Source organism: Alkalibacterium psychrotolerans (assembly GCF_054784355.1).
Genome location: NZ_BAAGPH010000095.1, coordinates 1 through 3,071, shown reverse-complemented (window position 1 = coordinate 3,071; position 3,071 = coordinate 1). Strand labels below are relative to the sequence as shown.

3 protein-coding genes are annotated in these 3,071 nt (G+C 45.2%); all 3 read left to right on the top strand.

Annotated elements, in window-relative coordinates; genetic code table 11:
* Positions 1-148: 148 nt before the first annotated feature.
* Genes ACYVLS_RS09120 through trmL form a run of 3 tightly spaced genes read left to right on the top strand, consistent with a single transcriptional unit; the run spans position 149 to position 2,899 of the window.
* Entirely contained in the window at positions 149-1,168 is a 1,020-nt protein-coding gene (locus ACYVLS_RS09120; protein ID WP_460323779.1) for a D-alanine--D-alanine ligase family protein, read from the top strand.
* A 47-nt stretch (positions 1,169-1,215) separates the two neighbouring features.
* Positions 1,216-2,370 (top strand): tRNA epoxyqueuosine(34) reductase QueG, encoded by a 1,155-nt coding sequence (gene queG / locus ACYVLS_RS09115; protein ID WP_460323777.1) that lies wholly within the window; start codon positions 1,216-1,218, stop codon positions 2,368-2,370.
* A gap of 19 nt (positions 2,371-2,389) precedes the next feature.
* The gene (trmL, locus tag ACYVLS_RS09110; protein WP_460323775.1) at positions 2,390-2,899 is read left to right on the top strand and encodes a tRNA (uridine(34)/cytosine(34)/5-carboxymethylaminomethyluridine(34)-2'-O)-methyltransferase TrmL; all 510 of its coding nucleotides are present in this window, start codon (positions 2,390-2,392) and stop codon (positions 2,897-2,899) included.
* The last annotated feature ends 172 nt before the right edge of the window (positions 2,900-3,071 follow it).

Sequence of the window (3,071 nt, the reverse complement as noted above, 5' to 3'; positions counted from 1 at the left end):
TTTGTTTTAGTGAACTTCATTTTATCAGATTAAGGGGGGAAGAGGTGTCTTTTTGCACTTTTATTGAAAGAGCAACGATAGTTGCTTTAAAACATGATAAAAATTTAAAAAAATTGGTAATTACTGTCAGAGTATAGGAGGAAATAAGATGAAAATAGTTGTATTAGCAGGTGGCTACAGCCACGAAAGAGAAGTGTCGTTAAGCTCGGGCAGTTTGATTGCCAATGCCCTGATGGAAAACGGACACGATGTTATTTTACTTGACCTTTATTTTGGAACAAACGAAGCCTCAACTTTTGATGAAGCCCATAAATTACTGAGCAAAGACCGTTATGAATACAAAGTTAAACGACAAATTCCTGATTTGAAAGCACTGAAAGCTCAAAAAGACAAACCGGAAGAAATGATTGGTGAAAATGTTATTCCTATTGCCCAGTCAGCAGATCTCGTCTTCCTGTCTCTTCATGGAGAGTTAGGTGAGAACGGACAGCTTCAAGCTGTATTTGATTTATATGACATCACCTATACAGGAACCGGCTATTTAGGCAGCGCCATTGCGATGAACAAGCTGTTATCAAAAGAAATCATGTGTGCTCAAGGTATACTGACCCCCGACTGGGAAGTTGTAGAACAGGGCGATACACCACAAAGCGATGTTCCGTGTGTGGTTAAGCCTAACGAAAGTGGTTCCAGTATCGGTGTAACCATTGTTGACAACGAACATGACCTGACTAAAGCCGTTGAGGATGCGTTGCAGTATTCTTCATCTGTACTGATTGAAGAAAAAATCGAAGGCCGTGAATTCTCCGTCGGTGTGCTTGAAGATACACCGCTGCCGGCTATCGAAATTATTCCAAAAACAGGTTTTTATGACTACGAAAATAAATACCAGGAAGGTGCAACGATTGAAATTTGCCCGGCTGAACTGGATGAAACGATTGCGAAAAGAATGCAGGATATAGCTCTGGACGTCTTTAAAGCGCTGCGTCTGGAATACTATGCGCGAATCGATTTCATGGTATCAGCTGAAGGGGACATCTACTGTATTGAAGCCAATACACTTCCTGGAATGACCCCAACCAGTCTGTTCCCGCAGGAAGCTGCTGCAAGTGGCATGGACTATAATTCCTTGTGCAATAAACTGGCCCAAATTGCTGTAGATAAATAAAAGCGCTCGAGTTAGACTAGGTTAGACAGTGAAAGGAGGCTCTCAGCATGAGTCAGCTGCTTAAAGAAAAAATCATCAAAAAAGCCGAAGAAATTGGCATCAATAAGATTGGCTTCACTCATGCCGATCCTTTTCATGACCTGGAAGACAAGCTGCATGCTCAGCAGTCCAAGGGGCACCACTCCGGCTTTGAACACCCGGTTATCGAAGAGCGTATTTATCCGGAGCGCATTTTTGATGAACCGAAATCAATCATTGCCATCGCTCTCGCATACCCGTCAAAAATGAGGAACAAGCCGCCTCGTGTAAAAGGGGAGCGTCGGGGTGAATTTGCCCGTGCTTCTTGGGGGAAAGATTACCACTTTATACTTAGAGAGAAAATGGATGAACTCATTGCCTACATTAAAGAAGAAGCGGGAGAGACTGTTTCCTTTAAACCCATGGTGGATACTGGCGAGCTGGTCGATGTGGCCGTGGCTCAACGGGCCGGCTTAGGCTTTATCGGGCGAAATGGCCTGCTCATTACGGAAGAGTACGGGTCCTATGTCTATCTGGGTGAGATTATCACCAATCTTGAATTTGAACCGGACAAGGAAGTGGCTTTCGGCTGCGGCGACTGTACACGCTGTGTGGACGCCTGCCCGACGGATGCCTTACTGGGAGACGGCCGGATGAACGCCCAGCGCTGTCTATCTTACCAGACGCAGACTAAAGGCTACATGCCGAAAGAATACCGCCGCAATATGGGGCACGTGATTTACGGCTGCGATATCTGTCAGATTGTCTGCCCGTATAACAAGGGTGTGGATTCGCATTTTCACGAAGATATGGAGCCGGATCCGGAAAGTACGATGCCGGAGCTGAAACCGCTGCTGACTATTTCCAACAAAGAGTTTAAGAATCAGTTTGGGGAATTGGCCGGATCCTGGAGAGGAAAGAAGCCTCTTCAGCGGAATGCCATTATTGCCTTGGCGAATTACCGGGATTTTTCGGCTGTTCCTGATTTACTCAATGTGATTGAACAGGACCCGAGACCCATGATCAGGGGAACCGCAGCCTGGGCTGTGGCGACCATTACAAAAAAACGTCCGAATCAGGACATCCTCGACTTTTTGAAAGAAGCCCTGGAAAAAGAGACTGAACCGGAAACAGTTGGTGAAATGGCTGAAGCCATCGCCGAACTGGAAGAGCAACTGAAATAGTAACAAAGGAGATCTTATTTTGACAAATCATATTGTACTTTTTGAACCGCAAATTCCGGCCAATACAGGAAACATCGCGCGCACATGTGCCGGAACTAACACATCCCTGCACCTTATTGAACCACTGGGTTTTAAAACCGATGACAAGTATTTGAGACGGGCCGGACTTGATTACTGGGAAGCTGTGGATATTCATTATCACAAAAGTCTCGAAGACTTTATGGCATTTGTCGATGATCGCCCGCTGTTTCTTATTTCAAAATTTGCTGAAAAGGTCTATTCCGACATCGATTATTCTGATACCGAAAAAGACTACTTTTTCCTTTTCGGCAAGGAAACAACAGGACTACCGGAAGAATTTATGCGTGACCATCCTGAAAAATGTCTGCGTATACCGATGAATGACACGCATGTCCGGTCATTAAATTTGTCGAATACAGCTAATATTTTAATCTACGAGGCTTTGCGTCAGCAGGATTTCCCAAGTCTTGAAAAAGTGCACACGTATGAGAACGACAAACTGAAGTAATCTAATAAGGTTTAAAACAGAAGGCGGAACTGCTGCCTTCTGTTTTTTTCGTGCGCCCGGCATGGGCGACAACTTGGTGGTGAAAGTCCACTACAGACTTGGCAGTAGGAACTGTTAGCGAAAGTCAAGGGTGTCCGCCGTGAGGCGGAATCTGAAGGAAGACGGACGCAAA

What these genes read in the sequence shown, in the direction of transcription:
- ACYVLS_RS09120 (WP_460323779.1), top strand. Translation starts at nt 149, where the DNA reads ATGAAAATAGTTGTATTAGCAGGTGGCTACAGCCACGAAAGAGAAGTG.
- queG (WP_460323777.1), top strand. Translation starts at nt 1,216, where the DNA reads ATGAGTCAGCTGCTTAAAGAAAAAATCATCAAAAAAGCCGAAGAAATT.